Genomic DNA, 24,639 nt, shown 5'->3' with positions numbered 1-24,639 from the left:
CGGCGCCGTCGATTGAGACTGCAACTGAGACGAAAAAGCAGAGGGCCCGCGCCGCCGAAGCGGTGCGGGCCCTCTGACCTGCGGAGGATACGAGATTCGAACTCGTGAGGGGTTGCCCCCAACACGCTTTCCAACTGTGCGCACGGCCGTTCGATGGCGTCCGTGGGCGTTCAACACCAGGTAGGGATCGGTGAACGTACTCTGCTGAACAGAGGCGTCCGTCAGCGCACTGGACAAAGACCAGGACAACGCCACGCTCGGAAGGCGACCGGGTCGGCGCTGCCCAGCGGCGCGGTGGTACGCCGGGCAGCTCCCCTAGAGGAGATCATCATCTGCGCACAGGTCGATGGCACCCGCACACCAATCGGCCAGCCAATCAGGTCCGCGCACCTCCGCCACCAGCGCCTCAGCATCCTTTGTCAGCCGCTTGGAAGGGGAGGTCGATTCGAATCGAAGAGTCACGGCCCTGTCGAACCATTCGATTCCGTATGCACCGTCGAAGAACTCAATCGTGGGCCGAAACGTACTGGTTGCCTCAACGATAATGCAGAAGCACCAAAGCAGGAGTTCTTGCAGTTCGGCACCATGAGGCGCTGCAGCAATCTCCGCATAAGTGATCTCGCTGCGCCTTGCCATAATGAAGCTCAGCAGATCATCTATCGCCTCTGGGGAGGGGTCCGTCTCATACTCACGGACATGCGCTACCCATTGAGCGACAAGATGGCCATAAGTAAACTCATTGCCATCATGAGTCCAAATGGAGTCTTCCAGGTCCAATGCAACCGGCCCGGGCACCCAATCCCCAAAGGCCCGCACATAAACAGGCCAACAATCATCTACGCCTTCGATGGTGAAACTAAGGATGCCCTGGTCAAGCAGGAATCCCTTCAGGGCACCATCATCCGCAAGATCAGGGTCGAAGGAACGCGCAACTTCTAGGAGTTGCGTCCCCCAGCTCGGGTCAAAGTGTCCCTGCTCTCCCCGAAGGTAGAAACGGGCCCACCGCTCAAGTACAAGCCGAGCACGCTCCGGATTCTGACCAAGGCTAGAAATAAGTCGAGAACGGGGATCGCGATAGAGTTCAAACAAGGCTACTGAAGTAACCGCGGTGCGCTCAACGTCGCACTTAGCCCAGTACTTGAACACGGCATCGAAAATAAGGTCGGACGTAGCGCTCGGAATCGGCACCGCATTCATCAGACGCAAACACAACGGTATATATTTGTCAGCCTGCTGTCCGGCGATTTCCTTGGCCCTTTCCAACAGGGCCTTAATAATTTCTGTTGCGCCACCGTCATACTTGTCATCGGCGCACTGAAAGATGACGTCTGCCAGGACAGAACTCGCGTCTCGCTCGTATGCAGAAGTTACCTCCTCGACGATGTCGTCGAGACTGCGCGCCCTGCGGACGATTGCCTCTGCGGCGAAGTACTCCATGAAAGTTCTGTGAGTAAAGCCAAAAAGCCGGATTCCGCGCTCGCTTGCACCCTGAAGCGAAAGCAACCAAGCCCGATCTGCGCAAAACTCCAGGAAGTCTTCCGCGCGGCGCCTCGCTTCCTCTTCTTCGACAGAGGCCGTGTCGGTAAAGAACGAGGCTATGATCTTCCGCAGCTGTGGCTCTTCAACGCCGGCCTGAGCGTTCTGACTCCGACGGAAGAAGAGCGCCAGTTCCTGCATGAGCCTCGTACCATACTGACGATGGTCAGTCGGCTGCTCGATATGGCGCATGGCATCCCAGCGCTGGAACAGAAGGTCTGCGCAGGACCTGTAGACGTCTCGCCTATTCTGGGGAATGTAACCCCGAGCTCGATAGAGGGAGCAAAGAAGCGACAACATCAGCGGATTGACGCGGACGTCAGGAATAGTTTCCGTCTCCCGCAAGAAGTTCCAGCATTCCTGCTCTTCCCTCTTGGTGACTGAGAACCACTTCTGACTATACTCCACGACCTGCGCATTGCTAAAATCATCCAGCGCGAAAACCTGAAATTCCTTAGGATCGAGCGGAGCCTTCTGGTATCCCACGCGCCGTGCCGTTACGAGTATCGAGGTCAAGGGGTAGCGACGTCCGAACGACTCAATGGCGCTCACAAATACCCGACGGCGAGTTATGTCGATAATCTCGTCGACCCCGTCAAAGATGACGAAGAGCCTGCCCAAGGTGGCTAGATCATTGACGTGGCGCTGATCCACGTTATTGAGTTGCAGGCCTTCCTTGAGGGTTCTGACCATCGCTTCGAGAATGAAAGTTGACGTGTCAGCGCCCGCAAACTCCTTGCACTGAATTACTATGGGGGCATACTCGGCGTGCATCTCGTCGGACGAGGAGAGCTGCTGAGCCAAGTGGCGCACCATCGTGCTCTTGCCAACGCCCGGGCTCCCGACGACTACGCACCTGGGCCGCGTCACGGGTCGACTCAAGAACGAGTCATCAATGGCTTCGGGCTCATTCTGGACACGCAGAGTTCGAGAAACATATAGATCGGAGTATTCGAACCTAAAGCCTTCTGAATAATTAAGAGTATGAGCCAGGTTCAACTCGGTGTAATGAGAAGCGGAGGCGTCTCTGATGTCGTGGAGAGCCATCCTGGCCTCTGCATACCTGCGCGAATCTCCGGTTATGTCGACAATATCGCGGAAGGCGACGTTCGCAGGTTTGACACCCCCAGCGATCTTCGCAGTAACGCCGATATAGGAAGTCATACGAGCCAAGCCATCCGACGACAGGAACTGCACTGCCGATCGGCTTGGATACAGCGTTCCCATATACTGGAGCAGCAAATTCCAGATATCTTCGGCGAGGTTTCCCCAGTTGTAGCCATGCTCAGTGCAGAAATCTTCAGCCAAGGAGACGAAAGATTCCTTATAGTCTTCGGCTAGGGGCGCAGCATCGTTGTCGTTGCGGATTCCCAGCCGGAAGATCAATAGGAACTGGGTGAGTGCAATGCAGGATGGAAGGTCGAGAAAATCGCCTATTTGCATTACCTGATCTTGTGTCAGGATCGCAATTTCTTCACCGTTGGCATCCTGCAGGACAAGGCCACCGAAGAGGTCTAGGTCCTCTTCCCATTCTGGGAACCCAATGCCTTGCTGGCTTCTCACGGCGGCACCTGTGCGCTGGATGGCAGCGACGGCAACGCGCCCCAGTGCAGTCGCAACAGCAGGTTCCATCGGTGGCCTCCCCCAGTTGGCGATCAGAATGGCACAGACGGCCGATCCGTGGGATGACTTCTCTCAGTCTGCGCGAGCGCTGCGGCGGACACCAGTGGAGTCGGCGGCCGGCCGAAGCGTGCGAAGTTGGGCCAACCACCACGTTGGCATGCTCAGCGGCTGGTGGGCAGTGCCGCTGGCCCTGCGGCGCGATGGCGAGTGGCGGCTCTTGCCACCACCCGCCGCGGCATTGCTCAGCGCAGGCGGCCTAGCTAGTCGGCAACGCCAGCACGCTGGGCCAGACCCAGCAACTCAACAGGCGCGGAGCGCCCGGCGAGCAGGACCAGCTCTCGGATGCTGGCACGGGCCGCGGTGTGCGTCCGCACCGTCTCTGGTGCTAGCTCCTCCGCCCGCAGCAGCGAGTCAAGCGCCTCGCCGATATGTCGGCGCTGAGCGTGGGCCCTACCCAGGTCCATGAGCAACCGCGAGCGCCGTTCATTCGAGAGCGCGGATGCGTCGATCTGCTGCCCAATATCAAGCGCCTCCCCAGCGTCACCCAGGTCAACGGCGGTCGATACAGCTTGGATCTCCACATTTGTGGGTCCGAATTCCAGGTTGAAGTCGTTCCGGTCCTCACCGATCCGGGCTGCGACGCGGCGGGCATTCTCGATCTCCTGCCGCGCTTCAACGCGCTGGCCGGCGCGAGCGTGCACAAGGGCCAGCACGAGGTGCAGTCCGCCGAGTAGCGACAGCTCCTCAGGAGAGACGTCCTCAGCCACAGCATGGGGCCGAAGCGCGCTCACCGCAGAGGCGGCAGCGTGTTCGGCCTGGTCAAGGTGCTTGAGTCGGACGAACGCCTGAGCCAGTCGGTAGATGCCTGCGAAGACCTGCAGCGCCTGGCCCGACTGCTCTGCCGCCCTAATGGACCTGTCGGCCGCCACCCAAGCCGCGTCAGCCTCGTCCTGGCGAACAAAGGATGCGGCGAGGGCCTGATACGTGGTGCTCAAGAGCGTTTGGAACTCTGGCCGCAGTTCAGGTGCAGCCGTTCGACATGCCCGCTCAAGCCGCGGCAGGACGCGATTCAGGAGTGCGCTCAGTTCGGCAAACCGTGCGGCGTGCGTCAGGGCCCACACCTCGTCCACGGCCCCGCGAAGCTCTTCGAGGTCGGGTCGCTCCTGAGGGGCGGACTCCGCCAGGAGGGCATCAAGCGCGGGATGCCCGGAGATGAGCAACCGCGCTTCATCGAGATCGTTCTGTTCCTGCTCCTCAGGCGGAGGCGCAGGAAGCGGCGCCGCCGGCGCCTCCGGTCGGAGCGTCTGTGTCGAGACCCCCAGCCCGTCGGCAAGGAGTTGCAGCACGTCGAGGCGCACGACCGGCTGAACGCCTCGTTCGACCTGCGACACCCAGCTAGCGGTGCGGCCGATCGCTGCGGCCAGGTCTTCTTGCTTCATGCCGCGCTGCTTTCGGAGCTGCGCAACCATCGCCCCGAACGCGCGCCGCTCTTCTGCCTCTGTGGTCACTCAGCGGCTCCCGTGATCGATGTGCCTTTGCCTGCGATCTCGTCCAGGAACGTCACCTCGTACGAGGTGAGGTACTGCCCGCGCTCTTCGAGGAAGCGCCGCACGTGTGGCTGCTCCTCGTGCCGCTCGAACGCGGCGCGGTCCGCGTAGAGCTCATAGAAGACCCGGACGTTGGGTTCGTCGGGCACTGCGTGGTTGGCGTAGACGAGGGTCCCCGGTTCCAGGGTGCGAATCCCTTCCAGCGCTTCGGCTGCCAGCTCATCGAAGCCACGCGCGGCGGCTTCATCGTGAGCGACGAAACGGACGACAAGACCAAACCCCATGGTCACAGCCCTTCTCCTAGAAGCGACTCATAGTTTCGCATAGTCGCTGCGTCTCTGCGAGTAACAGTTTCCCTTGACTCGCAGAAACACTGTGAGTACGGTCGCAGTAGTTGATGCAGCGAATGCAGCAGCAACTAGGAGGGGCCTTCTTTGGGCTGCTCTGAGCTGTGCCGATGCGCCCGGAAGTCCTGCCTGGCAGGGCCAGGGATGCGCTCGTTCTTTGACAACTGCATGGGGATCACGCCGCCTCTCCTCGGTGCCAAGTAGGCGGCCACGCGGATCTCCGCGTGAGGAACAGCGCTACCCAACTTCCGTCGCATCGGCGCCGGCCGGTTGCCTCCTCCGCCCGTCTCGTACGGGCGGAGCCGAGGGGAGCCGGAATCAGCTGGTCCCACCAACGGCGCGCGGCTCCGGTGCGGGAACACCGGAGCCGCTGTAAGGGCCGTTCCTTGCGAAGGGAGCACGACCCGTGAAGTACATGGTTGCAGGCCATGAGGTCTACGACACGTTCGAGTTCACCGAGCTGGCGCTCGGCATCGACCGCGAGCTGTTCGCTGGTCTTGCGGACGAGACCGACACCGAGCACGCCGCCCGCCTCGACGCCGCCCGCGACGTGCTGACGGACCTGACGGGCGAGGACCCGGAGCTGGCCGCCTACGCCCAGTTCCTGATGCGTCAGGCCCCGGTCCCGCTCCGTCGCCCCGCCCCGGCGCGTCGCCGGACCCACCGGGCGGGGGTCGCGGCATGAAGCGTCGTCCGGTCTATGTCGAGGTCCGCCGCCCGGCGGCCACCGGTGACCGTCCGGTCGCCAAGGTCGCGGCCTGGTGCGCCGCGATCGCCGTGGTGTGGGCGTTCCACCGCTACGGCATTCCGGCGCTGGCTGGCGCTGCGGGGGCCTACCTGCTGGTTCTGATCGTGCTCAAGGCGTGGCTCGGGGGTGCCCGGTGAACGCCAAGAAGCTGGTGACCGTCGCTCCGGCTGTCGCCATGACGCTGGTCAGCATGGTCTTGACCCTGGCCGTGGTTGTGATGTGGCTGGGGGCCTCGATGCCCTGGCCCATCGCCCTGGTCGTCGGCCTGGGACTGGACGGCGGGTGGCTCGCCACGCTCGCCTACGAGCGCCGCCTCGCCGCGCAGGGCGACCACTCGACCGGCATCACGGCGGTCGGTTGGTGCTTCGGCCTGGTCGCCACCACAGTCCTGGTCGTCCACGCGATCGGGGAGCGATCCTCGGGTGCCTGGCTGGCCGTCGCCTGGCTCCCGATCGCGGCGAAGGCGCTGTGGCTGGTCCACGGGCTGTGGGAGCGCACCGCGCTGACCCCGAACGCCCTGGACGCCATCCAGTCCATTCAACAGGAGGCCCGGGACGAAGCCGCGGTGCTGCGAGCCCGGCTGCGCGCCGAGGCGGGCGCGGAAGAGACCCGGCTGACCGCCGTGACGGCCGCCGGGGCACGCGTCGCACGCGTGCAGGCCCGCACCGCCGGACACCTCGCGGAAGCCTGGTCGCGGCTGGAAGGGGCCCGGCAGGGTGACGGCACCGCACGCGCTCTGACCTGCGTGACGGACCGCGTCACACCCGGGGCACAGCCCCGCTGGACCCTGCCCGTGTGGGGGCCGATCGAGGCTGTCTTGCCCGCCCTGGAGGCCGCGCCCGGGCTGACCGATCTGACCGATGAGGAGCTGGACCGGATCGTCGCCGAGATGCGCGACAGCGAGACCCCGCCGCTCTCTTACCGCGAGCTGGCGATGCGGTTCCGCGCGGCCGGTCACAGCGCGGGAGAGACCCGCCTGCGGTCCGCCTGGCGGCGCGTCATGGCCACGGCCGAGGGAGCCTGATGCGTTTCTACGACCCGACCGGCGCCCGGTTCGGCATCCCCACGTTCCCGTTCCGGCTTGCCCCGGACGGCTACGCCACGCGCCGCCAGCTCCGCGCCCGTGATCTGCGCCCGGCCGGTCAGCCGGTCGCGGCGCAACTCCTGTGGCGGTCCCGCAAGGTCCGGGGCGGGATCCGCTGCGCGTACCTCTACCGCCTCGACCTCGCGCAACCGGTCCGGCCGATGACCGACGCGCAGCGCGCCGCGCTCGCAGCAGCCAACCGGGCCCGCCGCACCTGCCCGGGCTGTGCGCGGGATGTCGGCTACGTCATCCCACGCACGCTCGGAACCTGCGTGACCTGCCACGACACCACGGCACTCGCTGCCTGAGAAAGGACGCTTCAGTGAGCCACGACTACGAGTCGGCCGCCTCCGCGGTGGCCGTGGAAGACGCGATCCCCGACGGCTACGGGGCCGCCGTGCTGCCGTTCCCCGACCGGCTGGGCGAGAACGCTCCGGAGCCCAAGGCGGCACCGGTCCGGGCCCGGCGGATGCTGCCCCCGGGCCTGGTGCAGGCAGCCAGGAAGGTGCGCGCGGCGGCTACGCACGAGCGTACGAAGGCTGCCGCGCGGTTCACGGTGCGGCACGGCACGTTCGCCCTGGCCGGTGGCGGCATCCTGGCCCGGCGCGGTTGGGAGTCGCGCACCACCGCCCGGTACGAGCGGATGATGCGGGCCGCCGAGGCGGCCGGTCAGCCCGAGGTGGCGATGGAGTGGGAGCAGCGCGCCGCCGCGTTCCGTACCTCCCGGCACCAGCGGCGCATGGACTTCATCACCGCACCCGTGCGTCTCGCCAAGAGCCTGCTGGTCGGGTCGCTCGCCACCATGGCCGGTCTGCTGGCCCTGGGGATCGCCATGGCGATGACCAGCCATCACATCGCCGATGTGATCGCCCCGACCATGTTCGCGGTGCACCTGGCCAACATGGTGGTCTTCATCGCCTCCGTGGTGTGGGGACCGCTGCTTACCGCGCTGCCGTGGCTGGCGCTGCTGGCCTGCTGGAACGCGGGCCGCAAGCGCCAGGCCGCCCCCGCGTGGGCCCTGCCGGCGCGGAGCAGCGAGGGTGAGCCGGTCACGCCCGCTGCGGTGGTGCTGGCCCTGCGGGACCTGGGCATCTCCGCGCTGCGGAAGTCCATCCTGGAGATGGGCGACGGCGGCGGGAACATGCTCTCGTCGATCGTGATCGCCGGGTGCGGCGTCGAGGTCGACGTTCAGTTGCCGACGGGCGTCTCCACCGATGAGATCCAGAAGCGGCGCCGCAAGCTCGCGGAGAACCTGAACCGGCACGAGCACGAGGTGTTCATCACCATCCCGACCGCCGCGCGCACCGTACGGCTGTGGATCGCCGACTCCGGGGCGCTGGACGAGCCGATCGGCCCGTCACCGCTGGTCACCGACCCCACCACCACCGCGAACTACAAGACCGGACGCGCCCCCTGGGGGCAGGACCTGCGCGGGGATGCCGCCCGGCTCACCGTGTTCCAGCGACACATGCTGATCACGGGCCTGTCCAACCAGGGTAAGACCGCCTCGCTCCGGGCGCTGGCGCTGTGGCTCTGCCTCGACCCCGCGGTCGAGTTCCGCATCGGCGACCTCAAGGGCGTCGGCGACTGGAACATGTTCGACGGCCTGGCCACCGTGCTGATCCAGGGCCCGACCGATGACCACGTCATCGAGGTCACCGAGATGGTCGAGGACGGCGTGGAGGAGATGGAGCGCCGCCTGATGGCCCCGCCCGGAACCGTCCACCCACCGCTGGTGCTGATCGTGGACGAGGCGCAGGTGGCGTTCATGTGCCCGATCGTCGGGGCGGACAAGCGCCCCTACGGCGGCGTGAAGGCCACCAGCCGGTACTTCATGGCCGCCCGCAAGATTCACAACCAGGGCCGCGCCGTGAACGTCACCCTGTGGCAGGGCACCCAGGACCCCACCGACCAGAACCTGCCCAAGCTGGTCCGCGAGGGCGCGCACATCCGCGCCGCCCTCGTGCTCGGCACCGACTCGCAATCCCGCATGGCCCTGGGCGACAAGGCCGTGGACGGCGGCGCGTCCCCGCACCTGCTCCGCCAGGGCCTCGACAAGGGAACCCTGGTCGTCACCGGCGACGGCATCCAGATGGCCCCGGGCCAGTCCTCGGTGACCGTGCGGACCCACTTCATCGACGACGCCGCCGCAATCGAGATCACCGACCGCGCCAAGGCCGCCCGCACCGCCGTCATCACCCGCGCCGCCGAGAAGGACACGGAGCCCGTGGACCCCCTCGCGGACATCGCCGCTGTGCTGGGCGACACCGCGCGGGTGCGCACGCAGGAGGTCATCCAGCAGCTCACCGAACGCAACCGCGCCTACTACCAAGGCTGGACCTTCCAGACCCTCACCGAGGTCCTGGAGGCCGCCGGAGCCGCCCCCTACAAGTCCGGCGGACAGATGGTCGTCTCCCGCGCCAAGGTCCTCGCCGCCCTGGAGGAGCGCGACGCCGACACCGCCAGAAGTGACGCTGAGTAAAGGGAGCCACCGAGGGAGGCAGGGAGTTCTCCCTACCCGCCTCCCTCACCCTGCCTCCCCAACCTGACCTGTGACGACGCGTCACAGGGAGGCTGGGGAGGCACACCCTTCAACCTGCGAAAACCCCCGCCAGAACGCCTTCCCTGGCACCCCCATGCCCCCCTCCCCCTACACACAGTCACCAACCAGTCTCGAAGTGGAAGTGACTCCATGACCACACGCAGCACCACTCAATCGCGCCCGAGCGCGCTCCTGCTGCCGGACCTCTCATTCGTCGCCGACGGCGGCACCCTCGTGGCGGAGGTCGAGGCGTACTTGGCCTCTCTCCCCGCCACCGCGCGCACCCTCCCCGTGCCGCCACCGAACCCGTACGGCACCGTGGCCGCCGCGTGGGACCTGGGCATGGTCCGGCCGGTTCCTAACTGGCTCGACCGCATCCGCCACCGCACCCCGGCACCGACCCCGACCGACACCGCCACGCACCTGCGCCTGGTGGCTCGCTATCTCACCGCCCACGGCTGGACCCAGGGCCGCCTGTGGGACCAGTCGGGCGCGGTGTGCCTGCTTGGTGCACAGCTCATGGTGCTCCGCGCTGGATACGGCACCCCCGCCACCGCCTCCCGGGCCCGGGTGCTGCTCATGGAGCAGTTCGTCTCGCAGGGCGCGTTCCGCTCCGTCGACGACTGGAACGACCAGCCCGGCCGCCGCCTGGTCGAGGTCCACCGGCAGCTCGACATCGCCGCCGCACGCGCCCACTGACCGGAAGGACCCCACATGCAGACCAACACCAACAGTCCGGGTCGACCTCCGGTGGGCCTGCTGGCCGAGGCACTGACCCTTGCCGGGCGCGGCGTTCCGGCCCTGCCGCTCGCCGCCGGGAAGGTCCCGTTCGGGAACTGCCCCGCCTGCCGCAAGAGCCGGTGCGGAGACCGCCCGAACATGCTCAAGCCCGGCCCCTGCCAGTGCCCAAGGCCGTGCCACGCCTGGGCCGCCGCCACCACCGACCCGCACGTCATCACCTCGCCCCACTGGGCCGCCGCCTGGCGGCGCGCGGAAGCGCTGGCCTACCACCCCGGAGGCGCTGGCATGACCGTGCTGGACCTCGACAACGCCGCCGCGATCACCTGGGCCAGGGACGCCCTGCCACCCACCCGGACCGTGGCCACCACGCGTGGTGAGCACTGGCTGTACCGGGGCGTGATGCGCTCCCGCAACGGCGTGCGGGACGGCGTGGACATCAAGTCGCTGATGTCCTACGCCCGCTGGCTCGGCCCGGGCACGGGCACGCTGGTGGACCTGCCCGGCACCGTGCGCGCGCTCGCGGTCAAGGAGCCTGCCCCGGCCCGGTCGGCGCCGCAGGCCACCGCCATGCCTGGGGTTGCTGGCGGCGGGAAGTGCCCTCACCGTATGCCCGCCTACCTGGACCGTGGCGTCGCCATGGCGGAACAGCGCATCAGCGAGGCTTCCAGCGCGGTGCACGCCACCGTGTACCGGACGTTCCTCGCGGTGCTGTCCACGCACGGCCGGTGCGGCTGCCTGACCGACGCCCACATGGCGCGGCTGTTCACCGCCGCGGCTGCCAAGGGCGAAACCGCCCGGCACTGCACCGACGCGTGGACCAACGCCCTTAACCGCTTGGGACTGTAGCCATGTCCGAGGACGAGAAGACTCCCGCGCGCGAGGTCATCGCGGACTACGCCCAAGAGCACTTCCGGTACTTCCGCACCGCCGAAGGGACGGTGTACGCGCAGAAGAACGGCCACCCCGTGGCCCGTCCGATCCGCTCCCAGGGCACCACCGGCAGCCACCGCCAGGAACTCATGGTCGGCCTGTTCAAGGACGGATGCGGCGTGTTCAACGGGACCGCCCTCAAGGAGGCGCTGGACTTGATCGAAGCGCTCGCGCTATCCGAGGCGGTGCAGCCCGTCCACATCCGCGTCGCCCCCGGATTCGACGGGGCGACGTGGCTCGACCTCGGGCGCACTGACGGGCAGTCCGTTCGCATCCACCCGACCGGCTGGGACATCCTCACTCCCGACCCCCGCGAGGTGTGCTGGCGGCGCACCCAGCTCACGGGCGAGCTGCCCCTGCCCGCCAAGGACACCGACGGGAAGGGCATCGACCTGCTGTTCCGGCTGTGCAACTTCGCGAACGCCAGCTCCGAGTGCCTGGCCATGGCGTGGCTCATCGGCTGCCTCGGACCGTCCGTGCCCGTCCCGGCCCCGTTCCTCACCGGGCCGCAGGGCGCGGGCAAGTCCACCGCCGGCCGGATGCTCCTGCGGATCATCGAGGGCATGAGCGGTGACCTGCGCCGCGCACCGAAGGACGAGGAAAACCTGCTGGCCGCCGTGGCGGCCGGATGGATCACCGCTCTGGACAACCTCTCCCACATGACCCCGGACATGTCCGACGCGATGTGCTGCATCGTGACCGGGGCCGAGAACGTCAAGCGCGCCCTGTTCACTGACGGGGACGTGTTCCGCGTCGGCTACCGCCGCCCCATGCTCCTGACCGGCATCGACGTCGGTGTGATCCGGCCTGACCTCGCCGAACGCCTCCTGCCGCTACGCCTGGAACGGCCCGCCGTCCGCCGCACCGAAGCCGAGCTGTGGGCGGAGTACGCCGAGGCGCTGCCCGTCGTCCTCGGATCGCTGCTCGACCTCACGGTCCAGATTCGGGCGATGGAGGCGGAGACCCCGACCGATCTGCGGATGGCGGACTTCGCGCACCTGTGCGTGCAGCTCGACGCGGCCACCGGCCTCGGTTCGCTCGCCGCCTACCGGGCCAGCCTGGACGACCTCAACGACGACGTGATCGAGGGCGACCTGCTCGCGCAGACCGTCCTCAGGCACGCCGAGACCATCGAGTCGGGCACGGCGCAGCGCATGACCTCCACCGAGTGGCTGCACTGCCTTGGCCGTGTCTACAGCGGCGACGAGCTGCGGGCCCTGCCGAAGGGCTGGCCGACCACCGGCAAAGTGCTCTCCGACCGCCTCAAGCGCCTCCAGCCCACCCTGGCGGCCCGTCAGGTACTCATCGAGGCGGGCCGGACGAAAGAGGGGCGCTACCTCGAAATGATGCGCCCGGGCCCACCGCCCCCGCCCGAACAGCAGCGGATGCTCTGACCCGCGCCCACGCTCGCCCCAAACAGCAAGAGGAGCACCACCGCCCGCCCGGGTGCTCCTCTTGCTGTTCGGCGGAACGCCGCCCGAAGGACGAGCCGCGAAGCGGCTCCCTCTTTTCGCTCTGAGGCGCACCTAACTACCTACAGACACCCTCTTCTTTTTCCTAAGAGGGAAGACGCTGCGTCACCTGCGTCACCCGGGTCGGAAAACAGCCACTGACCTGCGGCAAAGGGGGTGACGCAGACGGCTGGCTCTGCGTCATCCTGCGTCACCTGCGTCACCCGGCCGCGTCACGGTGACGCAGCCGGTGACGCACCGATGACGCAGGCCCGGACCGCTGCGACACCCAAAGCCCCAGGTCAGAGGCGCGGATGACGCTGATGACGCAATGACGCAGAAATCCGCACCTCGGACAGCAGCGCACCGCCAACCCGCCGGTACGGAACCTCAGGTACCCCCGCCTGGAACCCCCGTCCATCACGCATGCCCGGATCGGGAGGAGTCCCCTCGTGACCACCGCCACGCCCGAAACCCCCATCGACCAGGACTCAACGCTGGTTCTCCTGACGGTCGAGGAGGCCGCGCGCCGACTTCAGATCGGCCGGACCACCTGCTACGCGCTCATTCGATCCGGCGAGTTGGAGTCCGTACCCGTGGGCCGATTGCGGCGCGTCCCGTCCGACGCGCCGACTGCCTACGTCGCGCGTCTCCGCGCCGCTCACCGTGCTGCTGCTTGACCCGCTGAGGCGGCGGCCCACACCAGCCGCCGCCTCGTCCCCGCTCCCGCAACCAAGGATCAGGAGTCTGCCTGTGGCAGAGGAGAAGAAGCACACCCGTCGGGCCAACGGCGAATCAGCCATCTACCTGGGGCAGGACGGTCGTTGGCATGCCCGAGTACCGATGGGTTACAAGGACGACGGAACGCCCTACCGCCGACACCTGACCCGCCCGACGCGCAAGGAGCTGGTGGAAGAGGTCCGGCGACTTGAGAAGCAGCGCGACGAAGGGTCGGCCCGCCAACCCGGCAAGCCGTGGACGGTCGAGAAGTGGCTCCTGCACTGGGTCGAGGACATCGCCAAGCCGGTCGTGAGCGAGAACACCTAGGACGGCTACGAGGTCGCGGTTCGCGTTCACCTCGTACCAGGCGTCGGCAAGCACCGCATCGACCGTTTGGAGCCCGAGCACCTGGAGAGCCTGTACCGCCGCATGCAGGCCAGCGGCAGCAAGGCTGCCACTGCCCACCAGGCGCACCGCACCGTCCGGACAGCGCTCGGCGAGGCGGTGCGGCGCGGCCATGCGGCCAAGAACGCCGCTGCGCTGGCGAAGCCGCCGCGGATGGAAGAGGAGGAGACGGAGGTCGAGCCCTACTCGGTGGAAGAGGTCCAGCGCCTCCTGATCGAAGTAAACAAGCGGCGGAACAGCGCGCGTTGGATGCTGGCCCTGGCTCTCGGTCTGCGACAGGGCGAGACGCTCGGACTGCGTTGGTCTGACGTGGACCTGGACAACGAGTACCTGAAGCTGCGCCGGAACCGATTGCGCCCGAAGTACGAGCACGGGTGTGGAGACGCCTCACCCTGCGGTCGGAAAGCGGGGTACTGCCCGGACCGCGTTCAGGTCCGGCGCGAAACCAAGAACACCAAGTCCCGGGCCGGGAGGCGTGCGGTGCCGCTTCCGGGCCCGCTGGTCACAATGCTGCGGTCGCATGCCGAGGTACAGGTGCGCGAGCGGGTGACTGCCGCGAATCTGTGGACTGAGTCGGACTACGTGTTCACCAAGCCGCTCGGTGGGCCGCTGAGCCCGAACACGGACTACCACGACTGGAAGCGTCTGCTCGAGGACTCGCGGGTAAGGGATGGCCGGCTGCACGACGCGCGGCACACGGCGGCCACTGTGCTGATGCTGCTAGGCGTCCCGGATCGTGTGATCGATCAGATCATGGGTTGGGAGCCGGGAACCTCTGCGCGGATGCGGGCGAGGTATCTCCACGTGCCGGACGCCATGCTCAAGGAGGTGGCCCGGAAGATCGCCGGTGCCATCTGGGGCCCCGCCGAAACGGGCCTTGTGGACAAAGACCAGAACAACGAGGGCTGAGAGAACAACGAAGGGTCCCACCGACATGCGGTGGGACCCTTCGTTTGCCCAGTTGGGCGGGTGCGGAGGATACGAGATTCGAACTCGTGAGGGGTTGCCCCCAACACGCTTTCCAAGCGTGCGCCCTAGGCCACTAGGCGAATCCTCCGTGGGAGAGCTTACTAGATGTTTGGGGGTGCTCGTGCACACGGTCGACGCAGGTGGGAGGTCGGCCCGACGTGGTGCCGAGGGGCGGTGAAGAGTGGGGCCGGGATCCGGTACTGTGGGGGTCAGCCCCTCGTGTGGCGCTATCTCGCTGAACCCCCCCAGGGCCGGAAGGCAGCAAGGGTAGGTGAGCTCTGGCGGGTGCACGGGGGGTCCTTGCGTTGTAGGCCACCGATTTGTCGGTGGGGACCGTTAGGGTCGGTGTCGTGTCGCTCGCTCTTTATCGCCGGTATCGACCCGAGACCTTCGCCGAGGTCATCGGGCAGGAGCACGTGACCGGGCCGCTGCAGCAGGCGCTGCGGAACAACCGGGTCAACCACGCCTACCTCTTCAGTGGGCCGCGCGGCTGCGGCAAGACGACGAGTGCGCGCATCCTCGCCCGGTGCCTGAACTGTGAGCAGGGTCCCACCCCGACGCCCTGTGGCGAGTGCCGGTCCTGTGTCGACCTGGCCCGTGGCGGGCCCGGGTCGATCGACGTGATCGAGATCGACGCCGCCTCGCACGGTGGTGTGGACGACACTCGTGACCTGCGGGAGAAGGCGTTCTTCGCGCCCGCCTCCAGCCGCTACAAGATCTACATCATCGACGAGGCCCACATGGTCTCGACGGCCGGCTTCAACGCCCTGCTGAAGGTCGTCGAGGAGCCGCCGGAGCATCTGAAGTTCATCTTCGCCACGACCGAGCCCGAGAAGGTCATCGGGACGATCCGCTCCCGCACGCACCACTACCCCTTCCGGTTGGTGCCACCGGGCGTGCTGCGCGACTACCTCACCGACGTCTGCGGCCGGGAGCACATCCAGGTCGAGGACTCCGTCTACCCGCTGGTCGTCCGCGCGGGCGCGGGTTCCGTGCGTGACTCGATGTCCGTCATGGACCAGCTGCTCGCCGGGGCTGACGAGCGCGGTGTGACGTACGCCATGGCCACGGCCCTGCTCGGCTACACCGACGCCACGTTGCTCGACGAGATCGTCGACGCCTTCGCCCAGCAGGACGGCGCCACCGTCTTCGGCATCGTCGACCGGGTGATCGAGGGCGGCCACGACCCGCGGCGTTTCGTCGCCGACCTGCTGGAGCGGCTGCGGGATCTGGTGATCCTCTCCGCCGTGCCGGACGCGGGCGAGAAGGGCCTGATCGACGCGCCCGCGGACCGGGTCGCGCTGCTGGAGCAGCAGGCGCAGCGCTTCGGCGCGACCGAGTTGAGCCGGGCCGCGGACATCGTCAACACCGGTCTCACCGAGATGCGCGGCGCGACCTCACCCCGGCTGCAGCTCGAACTGATCTGCGCGCGGGTGATGTTGCCGAGCGCGTTCACGGACGAGACGTCGACGCAGGCCCGGCTGGAGAAGTTGGAGCGGCGTGCCACGCTGCCGGCCGGCGTGGCGGGAATGGCGGGAACGGCTGGTACGACTCCCGCTCCCGTGTTCACCGAGGCGGCCGTGCCGACGCCGGTCCCCGCACCCACGCCCGCTGCGCCTGCACCTGCACCGGTCGCCCCCGCTGTCCCTGCCGCTCCGGCCGCCGCCGCGTCCGGCCACACGCCCGGTGCCTGGCCCGTGACGCCGAGCTTCGGCCAGTCGACTCAGCAGCAGACCCCCGCGCCCGCCGCCGCACCCGTTACGACGCCGGCGCCCACGCCTGCTCCCGCTCCCGCTCCTGCCGCGCCCTCCTCCGAGGCCTCCGGCGCGAGCGCTGCGCAGATCCGGCAGCAGATGTGGCCGCAGATCCTGGACGCGGTGAAGGGTCGTCGCCGGGTCACCTGGATGCTGCTGCAGCAGGCCCAGGTCGCAGGCTTCGACGGCGGCGCGCTGCAACTCTCCTTCGAACACGCGGGCACCCGGGACGGCTTCGTCAACGGCGGCCACGACGAGATCCTGCGCCAGGCGCTGCAGGACACCTTCAGCGTGAACTGGAAGGTCGAGTGCCTGATCGGCCCGACCAACGGCGGTTCAGGCGGCAGTGCCGCAGGCAACGGCGGCTTCGGCGGTGGGGGTGGGGGCGGGGTTCCGCCGCGCGCCGGGGGCGGCGGGGCGTCGTTCCCGCCCGCCGCCGCGCAGGCCGCGCGCCCCGCCTCCCCCGCGCCGTTCAGCGCAGGCCAGAGCCAGGGCTCAGGCGCGCCCGCACCCTCGACGTCGGCACCCCAGCCGAACGCGCAGGCGCAGGCGCAACCGCAGCCATACGCACAGGCGCAGGCGCCGGTGCAGCCCCAGGCTCAACGGCCGAGCGCCCCCGCCCAGACGGCGCCGTCTGCGCCCCCCGCGCCCGTGCCCTCCGCTCCACCGCCGTACGACGGTCCGGACGACGACATGCCGCCGCCCCCGTTCGATCCGGAGGAGGACATCCCGGAGCACGACACCACGTCCGTCTCCGGCCATGACCTGATCATCCGTGAGCTCGGCGCGACGGTGATCGAGGAGATCGAACGGAACCGCTGACACACGACCGCTGACACACGACCGCTGACGCACAGCCCGCTGAGATCGACCGCAGGCATCCGCGCGACTGACGCAGATCCGACACGGCGACCACGTAGGCTCGCCCTGGAGCGGTCCCGCTCCGCAAAACAGCGAACGTGCAGCAACGCCCGAGCAACACAGCAGCAAGCCAGACAGATGCAGGACAGGAGCGCCCATGTTCCCCGGTGGTGGCCAGCCCGACATGCAGGCCCTGCTTCAGCAGGCCCAGCAGATGCAGCAGCAGCTCGCCCGAGCCCAGGCCGACCTGGCCGCGGCGGTGTTCGACGGTTCGGCGGGCGGCGGCCTGGTCAAGGCGTCGGTCAGCGGTGCCGGCGAGCTCAAGGCCCTGGTCATCGACCCGAAGGCGGTCGACCCCGAGGACACCGAGACCTTGTCCGACCTGGTCCTGGCCGCCGTTCGTGACGCCACGGCCGCCGCGCAGCGCGCCGCCGCCGAGAAGCTCGGCCCGCTGGCACAGGGGCTGGGCGGCGGCGGAATCCCGGGCCTGCCGTTCTGACCCGCGTCCTGACCCGCGTCCTGACCCGCGTCCGACCTTTCTGACCAGCGTCCGACCCGCGTCCGACCCGCAAGCTCCGCGACGCGAGCGCGCAGGCGCCGCGCCCGAAGTGAGCGTGTCGGGACGGTGTGACAGCGGTCCGATCCGGAGGATGATGGGCCCCGAAAAGGCAGAAAGCGCGAAGCGCAGTGCGAAGAGCGAAGAGCGAGAGCGCAGAAGCGCACACGAGCAGCAGCAGCGACGAGAGCAAGAGAGCAGAGGTAGCGCGGCGTGTACGAGGGCGTGGTCCAGGACCTGATCGACGAGTTGGGCAGACTGCCCGGCGTCGGGCCCAAGAGCGCGCAGCGGATCGCCTTCCACATCCTGCAGGCCGATCCGGTGGACGTGCGCAGGCTTGCGCACGCCCTGGCCGAGGTCAAGGAGAAGGTGCGGTTCTGCACCGCCTGCGGCAACGTCTCGGAGTCCGAGCTGTGCCGCGTCTGCCAGGATCCGCGTCGTGACCCGTCGCTGATCTGCGTCGTCGAGGAGCCGAAGGACGTCGTCGCGGTCGAGCGGACCCGCGAGTTCCGTGGCCGCTACCACGTGCTCGGTGGGGCGATCAGCCCGATCGAGGGCGTCGGGCCCGACGACCTGCGGATCCGCGAACTGATGACCCGGCTCGCGGACGGAACCGTCACCGAGCTGATCCTGGCCACCGACCCCAACCTGGAGGGGGAGGCCACCGCCACCTATCTGGCCCGGCTGCTCAAGCCGATGGGTCTCAAGGTGACCCGGCTGGCCAGCGGCCTGCCGGTAGGGGGAGACCTGGAGTACGCCGATGAGGTCACCCTCGGGCGGGCCTTCGAAGGGAGACGACTTCTCGATGTCTGACGCCAGCGCCACGCCGCCCTCGTCATTGCCGTCGCCGCAGGCGGCGCAGTCGCCGACGGCGCACGACGACGCGTTGCCCATCGACGCCCTGCCCGACGAGTTCGCGGTGCAGATCGCGGACTCGGTGCAGAGCTTCCTGCTCTCCGTCCCGGAGATCGCCAAGGGCGACGAGCCCGGCAGCGCGATCAGTCTGCTGCTGCTGGAGGTCTCCCAGCTGCTGCTGACCGGCGGACGCCTGGGCGCCATCGAGGACGTGCTCCCCGAGGACCGCTACGAGCCGGACACCGAACCCGACGCGGACGAGGACGAGCTACGCCAGCGGCTGGCCCAGTTGCTCGCGCCCATCGACGTCTACCACGAGATCTTCGACCCGTACGGACCGCCGGACAAGCCGGTCCCGTGCCGGATCTCGGACGACCTGGCCGAGGTGGTCACCGAGCTGCGGCACGGCATGGTGCACTACCGCGAGGGCCGGATCTCCGAGGCGCTGTGGTGGTGGCAGTTCTCGTACCTCGCCAACTGGGGGTCCACGGCCACCAGCGTGCTGCGCGCGCTGCAGTCGCTGGTCGCGCACGTCCGGATGGACAGCCCGATCTCCGCGCCGGTGGACGGTACGGACACCGACCACGACGGCCTGACGGACGAACAGCTGGAGCAGCAGGCAGGCGACCTCATGGCCGCCGAGCTCGGCCTCTGACCAGCAGTCACACGCACTACTCCAGCCGACCCCGGCCAGGAACCGCCGCCGCTGCAGCGACCTGAGCCGGGGTCAGCTGCGTCCCAGCCGCGTCTCCGCCGAGCCGCGTGCCGACGTGCCGACGTGCCGACGTGCCGACGACCGCACGCGCCCCGTCCGCGCCTCACCGCAACCCGTCCCGCCCCCAGCCGCATCCCACCCGAACCCCACCCCGGCCCCACCCCGGCCACCGAACCCACAGAATGTGTCCAAGGCCACAGCCACCCGCCCCGTGACCTGCCCCGTCCGCAAATCCGGCAGATGCCTCCCCCGCCACCGGAAAATCTTCCGCCGCGGCCCGCATCACCCCGGACGCACCCCGAGCCCACGATGATCGCACTGTGATACGGCAGTATCAGCGTTCGGACACACCCCTTTCCCACCATCGCGCTCGCTAGACTGACGAGCGACCACAGGCCCACCGCGGAACGCCTCGCCCGGGCCCGGACCACAAGAGTCGAGGAGCGCACGTGGGCCTTGTCGTGCAGAAGTACGGCGGCTCATCCGTAGCGGATGCCGAGGGCATCAAGCGGGTCGCCAGGCGGATCGTCGACACCAAGAAGGCCGGCCATGAGGTCGTCGTCGTGGTGTCCGCCATGGGCGACACCACGGACGAGCTCATCGATCTCGCAGAGCAGGTCTCGCCCTTCCCGGCCGGCCGCGAGCTCGACATGCTGCTGACCTCCGGAGAGCGCATCTCCATGGCCCTGCTGGCGATGGCGATCAAAACGCTGGGCCACGAGGCACAGTCGTTCACCGGCAGCCAGGCCGGCGTCATCACCGACTCGGTCCACAACAAGGCCCGCATCATCGACGTGACGCCCGGCCGGATCCGGGCCGCGCTCGACCACGGCAACATCGCCATCGTGGCCGGTTTCCAGGGTGTCTCCCAGGACTCCAAGGACATCACCACGCTCGGCCGCGGCGGCTCCGACACCACCGCCGTCGCGCTGGCCGCCGCCCTGGACGCGGAGGTCTGCGAGATCTACACCGACGTGGACGGCGTGTTCACCGCCGACCCGCGCGTGGTGAAGAAGGCTCGCAAGATCGACTGGATCGCCTTCGACGACATGTTGGAGCTCGCCTCGTCCGGCTCCAAGGTGCTGCTTGCGCGCTGCGTCGAGTACGCGCGACGCTACGACATGCCGATCCACGTCCGCTCGTCCTTCTCCGGGCTGACCGGCACCTGGGTCTCCAACAAGCAGCTGACCAAGCCCGAAGGGGGCGAATCCGACATGGAGCAGGCCATCATCTCCGGTGTGGCCCACGACACCTCCGAGGCGAAGGTCACGGTCGTCGGCGTCCCGGACAAGCCGGGCGAGGCCGCCCGGATCTTCCGCGCCGTCGCGGACGCCGAGATCAACATCGACATGGTGGTCCAGAACGTCTCCGCCGCGTCGACCGGCCTGACCGACATCTCCTTCACCGCGCCCAAGAACGAGGGCCGCAAGGCGATCGAGGCGCTGGAGCGGGTCCAGGAGGGCATCGGCTTCGAGTCGCTGCGCTACGACGACCAGATCGGCAAGATCTCCCTGGTCGGCGCGGGCATGCGCTCGCACCCGGGCGTCACCGCGACGTTCTTCGAGGCGCTGTCGGCCTCTGGCGTCAACATCGAGCTGATCTCCACCTCCGAGATCCGCATCTCCGTGGTCACCCGCGCCGAGGACGTCACCGCCGCCGTGCAGGCGGTGCACAGCGCCTTCGGTCTGGACAGCGAGAACGACGAGGCAGTCGTCTACGGGGGCACCGGCCGATGAGCGCGTCCGGACGACGGCCCACGCTGGCCGTCGTCGGCGCCACCGGCGCCGTCGGGCGGGTCCTGGTGAACCTGCTCGCCACCCGAGCCGACGTCTGGGGCGAGGTGCGACTGTTCGCCTCGCCCGACGGGGTCGGCACCACCATCCCGGTGCTCGGCCGCGACGAGCCGGTGCGCGCGCTCGAACCGGGCTGCTTCGACGGCATCGACGTGGCCCTGTTCGAGGCGCCCGAGGACGTCGTCAAGATCTGGGCCCCGCTCGCGGTCGAGTCGGGCGCGGTCGCCGTCGACGGTTCGGCGGCGTTCCGGCTCAACGCGGACGTGCCGCTGGTCGTGCCGGAGATCAACCCTGCCGCGACGCGGATGCGCCGCCTCGGCATCGTCGCCGCGCCGCGCTGCTCGACGCTGGTCCTGACGGTCGCGCTGGCCGCGCTGCACGCCGAGTTCGGCCTGCGCGAGCTCGTCGTCACCGCGGCGCTGGCGGCGTCCGGCCGCGGCCGGATCGGCATCGACACCCTGCGTCGCCAGACGTCGGAGGTCGCCGGAGACCCGACCGTCGGTTCCCGCACCGGCGATCTGCGCCGCGCGGTCTCCGAGCAGGACGACGACCCGTTCGAGGCCCCACTGGCGCTCAACCTGCTGCCCTGGGCCGGCGACGCCGGCGAGGACGGTTGGTCGAGCGAGGAGCTGGGCCTGCGCAACGAGACCCGCAAGATCCTGGGCCTGCCCGAGCTGCGGATCTCGGCGACCTGCCTGCGCGTCCCGGTCGTCAGCGGCCACTCGCTGACCGTCCACGCGGTCTTCGACAACGAGCCGGACGTGGCCCGGATCCGGGAGATCCTGGACTCCTCTGCCGGCGTCATCGTCTACGACGACCCGGCGAAGGGCGAGTACCCGACCCCGGCGGACGTCGTCGGCTCCGACCCGACCTGGGTCGGCCGGGTCCGCCGCTCGCTGGACGACCCGCACGCGCTGGAGCTGTTCCTATGCGGGGACAACCTGCGCAAGGGCGCTGCGCTCAACTGCGTGCAGATCGCCGAGCTGATCGCCCAGGAACCGGCGGAGTCGACCGAGCACGCCTGAGCCCGCCTGACCTCGGACGGGACGTCACACCGCCTCGGGGGCGCGTGCCCCTGAGGCGGTGGCGGTTCAAACGCCGTGACCTCGCACGCAGCGGCCTCGAACCCCGTGGCCTCGAACGCCGTGACGAGGTTGCGTGCAGCGTTCGCCCGAATAAGGGGGAGTTCGTGCAGACCCCGGAACCGGCTTCCGTGCCGGTTGGACGCCCCGTACCGTAGAGCCCCTGAACACGGTGTCACGGAGGGGCCAGGTGACGTACAACCCTCGGGGCGGGTCATGCGTCCAACTGGCGTGCCGCAAAGCCTGGTGCTTCCGATGACCGCACCGTTCACACACACGCGTGCCGGTCGTACACAGGACGTCCTGCCGGCCGGCGAGTCGACGGCGGTCGCCGTCGGTGCCTCCGTCGACCACCTGACCGAGACGTACCAGGCCCACTACGCGTCCCTCCTCCGCCTCGCCGCCCTGCTGCTGGACGACACCGCGTCCTGCGAGGACGTCGTGCAGGAGGCGTTCATCCGGGTCCACTCCGCCAGGCGGCGGCTGCGCGATCCGGACAAGACCTTGGCGTACCTGCGGCAGACCGTGGTCAACCTCTCCCGGTCCACGCTGCGCCGCCGCATCATCGGTCTGCGCCTGCTGCAGAAGCCGATGCCGGACATGGCCTCCGCCGAGGAGGGCGCCTACGACGCGCTGGAACGGGACGAGTTGATCGTCGCCCTGCGCGGGCTGCAGCGTCGCCAACGCGAGGTGCTGGTGCTGCGCTACTTCTCCGACATGACGGAGGCTCAGGTCGCGGACACCCTCGGCATTTCCGTAGGCTCGGTCAAGGCCTACGGCTCGAGGGGGCTGGCCGCACTGCGAATCACGATGGACGCCGGGAACGAGATGCCGGACACCGGCGAGGGGAGGCAGTCGTGAGCGCGGACAGGCGCTCGCGCTACCTGCGCGTGGTTCGACCCGGGGCCGGCGGTCAGACCGTCGGCGCCACGGGTCCGGACGACGCATCCGTCGCGTCGGCAGAGACGACGCCGCCGGTTCCGGTCGCGCCCCCACGAGCTACCCCTCTCTGGCTCCACCGTCCGCTCGGGCAGCTCCGTCCGCTCGGGCAGCTCCGTCCGCTCGGACCGCTCCGGCCGCACGGGTCGTCCGGCCCGCTCAAGGCGTCCAGATCGCCCCTGCCGTCCGGGTCGGCCGGGGCCACCGGGTCGACCGATGCGGCGGGTTCGCCCGGGCCGTCCGGTTCACCTGGTTCGTCCGGTTCACCCGGTTCACCCGCCTTCGGCGACGTCGACGACGAGCTGTTCGACCTCGACAGAGGTCTGCTCGAACTGGACGAGGACCCCTTCGGCGGCGCGCTGCGCAGCCGCCTGCACGGGGCGGTGGGCGAGCTGCGCCCGGCCCCCGGCTCGTTGGAGCAGTTGCGGCGCGCGGTCCCCCAGCGTCGCGCCCTGCGCAGGCGCGCCTACGGCGGTGCGGCTGTGGCCGCTTCGCTCGCGCTGTTCGGTCTGACCGCGATGCACTCGATCGGTGTCGACAACGTCACCACCGCCCAGTCGTCCGCGTCCGGCGGCCTGGCCTCCGGCTCCGCGGCCCCGAGCCCGAGCAACGGCCGGACCGGCCGTCCCTCCTCCGGCACGTCCGGCGGCGCGACGACCGGTGGCTCGGTGGTCGCCACGCTGCTGCCGGGGCAGACGCCCGGCGGCGTGCTGGTGCCACTGCCCTCCGGCGGGGTGACCTCCGTCGCGACGGACGGCTCCACGCACCCCCAGACCGGCGGCGGAACGCTGCCGGTCTGCGCCCGCTCCCAGCTCGGCCAGGGCGCGGCGGGTCTGGCGCAGCCGGACTCCTCCGGCGTGGTCTACGGCTCGTTCGCGGTCAGCAACACGTCCAGCAGCGCGTGCCAGGTCGGCGAGCCCGGCGTGATCGACGTGCAGGACGCCGTCGGCACGCAGACGTCGCGGTTCAACGTGCAGCCGCACACCGCGGCCGACCCGGCCACCGGCCTTCCGGCACCGGACCCGCAGCATCCCCCGGTCAGCCTGCAGCCCGGCCAGTCCTACGTGATCGACTTCGCCTGGGTTCCGGCCTCCTGCGCGGGGCCCGACCCGAGCGTGGCCTCCGGCACCCCGAGCGTCAGCCCGACCCCGGACACCGCCTCCACCACCAGCGGCACGTCCGGCGGCACGGGCAGCACCGGTGGATCCGGCGGCACGGGCGGCAGCGGCGGCCCGACGGGCACGCCCACGAGCACGGACACCGGCGGTACGGGCGGCAGCGGGGGCCCGAGCGGGACCCCGGGCAGCCCCAGCGTGGTCCTCGCGCTGATGCCGACGGGGAGCGGCCAGGTGGCGGCCAGCACAACCCTGTCAGGGGCCTGTGCGGGCACCGTCTACCGCACGGACCCGCTCGCCGCGCCGCGATAGCGAGTGGTTACCGT

Annotated in this window: 20 protein-coding genes, 1 tRNA gene, 1 other RNA gene and 1 pseudogene; 19 read left to right on the top strand and 4 right to left on the bottom strand. The window is 68.9% G+C overall.

Annotated features, from left to right (window positions below):
- Positions 1–315: 315 nt before the first annotated feature.
- The 3 genes from ABH928_RS12555 to ABH928_RS12545 form a co-directional block, all read right to left on the bottom strand.
- The gene (locus ABH928_RS12555; protein WP_370065351.1) at positions 316–3,168 is read right to left on the bottom strand and encodes an NACHT domain-containing NTPase; all 2,853 of its coding nucleotides are present in this window, start codon (positions 3,166–3,168) and stop codon (positions 316–318) included.
- A 251-nt stretch (positions 3,169–3,419) separates the two neighbouring features.
- Positions 3,420–4,667 carry a helix-turn-helix domain-containing protein gene (locus ABH928_RS12550; RefSeq protein ID WP_370065349.1) on the bottom strand — a complete coding sequence of 416 codons (1,248 nt, stop codon included), beginning with the start codon at positions 4,665–4,667 and terminating at the stop codon, positions 3,420–3,422.
- Positions 4,664–4,990, bottom strand: a complete 327-nt coding sequence (locus ABH928_RS12545) for a putative quinol monooxygenase (protein WP_370065547.1) — start codon at positions 4,988–4,990, stop codon at positions 4,664–4,666. The genes ABH928_RS12550 and ABH928_RS12545 overlap by 4 nt, the downstream gene beginning before the upstream one ends.
- 478 nt (positions 4,991–5,468) lie before the next feature.
- On the opposite strand from ABH928_RS12545, the gene ABH928_RS12540 reads away from it, so the two are divergent.
- The 10 genes and pseudogenes from ABH928_RS12540 (at position 5,469) to ABH928_RS12495 (ending at position 14,583) form a co-directional block, all read left to right on the top strand.
- Positions 5,469–5,738, top strand: a complete 270-nt coding sequence (locus ABH928_RS12540; protein WP_370065545.1) for a hypothetical protein — start codon at positions 5,469–5,471, stop codon at positions 5,736–5,738.
- Positions 5,735–5,938, top strand: a complete 204-nt coding sequence (locus ABH928_RS12535; RefSeq protein ID WP_370065347.1) for a hypothetical protein — start codon at positions 5,735–5,737, stop codon at positions 5,936–5,938. Before ABH928_RS12540 ends, ABH928_RS12535 begins: the two co-directional genes overlap by 4 nt.
- A 38-nt stretch (positions 5,939–5,976) precedes the next feature.
- Complete coding sequence (locus ABH928_RS12530) at positions 5,977–6,825, top strand: protein spdB (RefSeq protein ID WP_370065543.1); 849 nt, start codon at positions 5,977–5,979, stop codon at positions 6,823–6,825.
- Positions 6,825–7,193, top strand: a complete 369-nt coding sequence (locus ABH928_RS12525; protein ID WP_370065345.1) for an RRQRL motif-containing zinc-binding protein — start codon at positions 6,825–6,827, stop codon at positions 7,191–7,193. The genes ABH928_RS12530 and ABH928_RS12525 overlap by 1 nt, the downstream gene beginning before the upstream one ends.
- A gap of 161 nt (positions 7,194–7,354) precedes the next feature.
- The gene (locus ABH928_RS12520) at positions 7,355–9,367 is read left to right on the top strand and encodes an ATP-binding protein (protein WP_370065541.1); all 2,013 of its coding nucleotides are present in this window, start codon (positions 7,355–7,357) and stop codon (positions 9,365–9,367) included.
- 210 nt (positions 9,368–9,577) lie between these two features.
- Complete coding sequence (locus ABH928_RS12515) at positions 9,578–10,126, top strand: hypothetical protein (RefSeq protein ID WP_370065343.1); 549 nt, start codon at positions 9,578–9,580, stop codon at positions 10,124–10,126.
- A gap of 15 nt (positions 10,127–10,141) precedes the next feature.
- Complete coding sequence (locus tag ABH928_RS12510; RefSeq protein WP_370065341.1) at positions 10,142–11,014, top strand: DNA primase; 873 nt, start codon at positions 10,142–10,144, stop codon at positions 11,012–11,014.
- A 2-nt stretch (positions 11,015–11,016) separates the two neighbouring features.
- The gene (locus ABH928_RS12505; RefSeq protein ID WP_370065339.1) at positions 11,017–12,492 is read left to right on the top strand and encodes an ATP-binding protein; all 1,476 of its coding nucleotides are present in this window, start codon (positions 11,017–11,019) and stop codon (positions 12,490–12,492) included.
- Between the two features lie 509 nt (positions 12,493–13,001).
- Positions 13,002–13,229 (top strand): excisionase family DNA-binding protein, encoded by a 228-nt coding sequence (locus ABH928_RS12500; RefSeq protein WP_370065337.1) that lies wholly within the window; start codon positions 13,002–13,004, stop codon positions 13,227–13,229.
- Positions 13,230–13,302: 73 nt separating this feature from the next.
- Positions 13,303–14,583: pseudogene (locus ABH928_RS12495) on the top strand (tyrosine-type recombinase/integrase).
- Positions 14,584–14,646: 63 nt separating this feature from the next.
- On the opposite strand, the gene ABH928_RS12490 reads toward ABH928_RS12495, so the two are convergent.
- Positions 14,647–14,731: transfer RNA gene (locus ABH928_RS12490), tRNA-Ser, on the bottom strand.
- 123 nt (positions 14,732–14,854) lie between these two features.
- Here ABH928_RS12490 and ffs point away from each other — a divergent pair.
- The 9 genes from ffs to ABH928_RS12445 all read left to right on the top strand — a co-directional run bounded on the left by ffs (position 14,855) and on the right by ABH928_RS12445 (position 24,625).
- Positions 14,855–14,945, top strand: an RNA gene (gene ffs, locus ABH928_RS12485) — signal recognition particle sRNA small type.
- Positions 14,946–14,993: 48 nt separating this feature from the next.
- Entirely contained in the window at positions 14,994–17,219 is a 2,226-nt protein-coding gene (locus tag ABH928_RS12480) for a DNA polymerase III subunit gamma and tau (protein ID WP_370065335.1), read from the top strand.
- Positions 17,220–17,415: 196 nt separating this feature from the next.
- Complete coding sequence (locus ABH928_RS12475; RefSeq protein ID WP_196195902.1) at positions 17,416–17,757, top strand: YbaB/EbfC family nucleoid-associated protein; 342 nt, start codon at positions 17,416–17,418, stop codon at positions 17,755–17,757.
- 270 nt (positions 17,758–18,027) lie between these two features.
- Positions 18,028–18,627, top strand: a complete 600-nt coding sequence (recR, locus tag ABH928_RS12470; protein WP_370065333.1) for a recombination mediator RecR — start codon at positions 18,028–18,030, stop codon at positions 18,625–18,627.
- A complete protein-coding gene (locus tag ABH928_RS12465; protein WP_370065331.1) occupies positions 18,620–19,324 on the top strand; it encodes a DUF5063 domain-containing protein in 705 nt (234 codons plus the stop codon). The genes recR and ABH928_RS12465 overlap by 8 nt, the downstream gene beginning before the upstream one ends.
- A gap of 509 nt (positions 19,325–19,833) precedes the next feature.
- Positions 19,834–21,120 (top strand): aspartate kinase, encoded by a 1,287-nt coding sequence (locus tag ABH928_RS12460; protein WP_370065329.1) that lies wholly within the window; start codon positions 19,834–19,836, stop codon positions 21,118–21,120.
- Positions 21,117–22,202 carry an aspartate-semialdehyde dehydrogenase gene (locus ABH928_RS12455; RefSeq protein ID WP_370065327.1) on the top strand — a complete coding sequence of 362 codons (1,086 nt, stop codon included), beginning with the start codon at positions 21,117–21,119 and terminating at the stop codon, positions 22,200–22,202. Before ABH928_RS12460 ends, ABH928_RS12455 begins: the two co-directional genes overlap by 4 nt.
- Before the next feature lie 312 nt (positions 22,203–22,514).
- Entirely contained in the window at positions 22,515–23,120 is a 606-nt protein-coding gene (locus tag ABH928_RS12450) for a SigE family RNA polymerase sigma factor (protein ID WP_370065325.1), read from the top strand.
- Positions 23,117–24,625, top strand: a complete 1,509-nt coding sequence (locus ABH928_RS12445) for a hypothetical protein (RefSeq protein WP_370065323.1) — start codon at positions 23,117–23,119, stop codon at positions 24,623–24,625. The genes ABH928_RS12450 and ABH928_RS12445 overlap by 4 nt, the downstream gene beginning before the upstream one ends.
- Positions 24,626–24,639: the final 14 nt, after the last annotated feature.

The sequence above is a fragment of the Streptacidiphilus sp. MAP5-3 genome (genome assembly GCF_041262505.1).
Lineage (GTDB): Bacteria > Actinomycetota > Actinomycetes > Streptomycetales > Streptomycetaceae > Streptacidiphilus.
Note: the sequence above shows the minus strand (reverse complement) of the source record. Positions and strands in the feature narration are given on the sequence as shown.

Coding starts and splice junctions, on each gene's coding strand:
- ABH928_RS12520 (WP_370065541.1), top strand. CDS start 7,355: ATGCTGCCCCCGGGCCTGGTGCAGGCAGCCAGGAAGGTGCGCGCGGCG.
- ABH928_RS12545 (WP_370065547.1), bottom strand. CDS start 4,990: ATGGGGTTTGGTCTTGTCGTCCGTTTCGTCGCTCACGATGAAGCCGCC.
- ABH928_RS12530 (WP_370065543.1), top strand. CDS start 5,977: ATGACGCTGGTCAGCATGGTCTTGACCCTGGCCGTGGTTGTGATGTGG.
- ABH928_RS12505 (WP_370065339.1), top strand. CDS start 11,017: ATGTCCGAGGACGAGAAGACTCCCGCGCGCGAGGTCATCGCGGACTAC.
- ABH928_RS12540 (WP_370065545.1), top strand. CDS start 5,469: ATGGTTGCAGGCCATGAGGTCTACGACACGTTCGAGTTCACCGAGCTG.
- ABH928_RS12555 (WP_370065351.1), bottom strand. CDS start 3,168: ATGGAACCTGCTGTTGCGACTGCACTGGGGCGCGTTGCCGTCGCTGCC.
- ABH928_RS12510 (WP_370065341.1), top strand. CDS start 10,142: ATGCAGACCAACACCAACAGTCCGGGTCGACCTCCGGTGGGCCTGCTG.
- ABH928_RS12465 (WP_370065331.1), top strand. CDS start 18,620: ATGTCTGACGCCAGCGCCACGCCGCCCTCGTCATTGCCGTCGCCGCAG.
- ABH928_RS12535 (WP_370065347.1), top strand. CDS start 5,735: ATGAAGCGTCGTCCGGTCTATGTCGAGGTCCGCCGCCCGGCGGCCACC.
- ABH928_RS12475 (WP_196195902.1), top strand. CDS start 17,416: ATGTTCCCCGGTGGTGGCCAGCCCGACATGCAGGCCCTGCTTCAGCAG.
- ABH928_RS12525 (WP_370065345.1), top strand. CDS start 6,825: ATGCGTTTCTACGACCCGACCGGCGCCCGGTTCGGCATCCCCACGTTC.
- ABH928_RS12450 (WP_370065325.1), top strand. CDS start 22,515: ATGACCGCACCGTTCACACACACGCGTGCCGGTCGTACACAGGACGTC.
- ABH928_RS12455 (WP_370065327.1), top strand. CDS start 21,117: ATGAGCGCGTCCGGACGACGGCCCACGCTGGCCGTCGTCGGCGCCACC.
- ABH928_RS12515 (WP_370065343.1), top strand. CDS start 9,578: ATGACCACACGCAGCACCACTCAATCGCGCCCGAGCGCGCTCCTGCTG.